We start from the raw sequence: 896 nt of genomic DNA on the forward strand, positions 1-896 counted from the left end.
GCACCGGATAGAAAGCAGTTGTACCAACAGGCAAAAAGTGCAATGAAAAATCAAAATACCAATCCAAAATGTAAAGGGATCGGAGAATTAACCTTACTGGATTTTTTGGAACAGGCAGAAGGAAAGAATCAGAATCTTGCAGATAAGCAGATTGTACTGGCAGGAGGCGGAACATTAAATTTCACTATTTTAACATCAGGTGGTTATGGTGTTCAAATTCAGAGTCAGGGTGTGAATGTATTGTTAAATACTGGTGCCGGCTGGGGATATGAAATGACTCCGGCAGAACTTACAAGAAAAGATGAATTTTATTCCATTTACTGGAAGGAATATAATGCCGTAAAGAATGGTATGAATTCTGAATTAAAAGAACTACCGGATTATCTGGAAAAAAGACCAGTTTTTGAAGCGAAAGCCTAATGATAATAATGCAATTCAAATAAAAAAGGAGTATTGATATATGCAGATTAGTTCTAACTATTCTATGAATGGTGTGCCGTATGAAAACAGGCGCAGACAGAAAGATATTCCTGAATTTAGTACAGAACGTGCTAAACAGGAAAATAAGAATATAAATCCATATATGGAAGATACGGATTTTAACGAAAAAGCATTTGATATGATTGGCCCGAATGCTCCGCAGGATGTTAAAGATGCATGGATGGAAGCAGCGAAGGAAGTAAATGCGAATGGTATGGGGATAAAGAAAAATGGAATGTTGAGCCATATATCACAGATGATGATACAAAGGCTGAATAAGCAGATGAAAGGCGAGGTCGATGTGGATAACATCGACATTTTGGGAAACACAACAGAATCTGCAATTCAGGCAACGAAACAGGCTTTATATAATTTAGACCATCCACTGGAATATGTCCCTAAAAGCATAGAAGTTC

The 896-nt window shown here is 37.2% G+C and carries 1 protein-coding gene and 1 pseudogene; both read left to right on the top strand.

The window, feature by feature from the left end:
* A pseudogene (locus tag H8S17_RS16160) lies at positions 1-420 on the top strand (hypothetical protein); the annotation flags it as partial.
* A gap of 40 nt (positions 421-460) precedes the next feature.
* Positions 461-896 (top strand): hypothetical protein (locus H8S17_RS16165; protein ID WP_186867898.1); only part of this gene is annotated, 436 nt, incomplete at its 3' end.

The sequence above is a fragment of the Roseburia zhanii genome (assembly GCF_014287635.1).
In the GTDB taxonomy this organism is placed as follows: Bacteria; Bacillota; Clostridia; order Lachnospirales; family Lachnospiraceae; genus Roseburia_B; species Roseburia_B zhanii.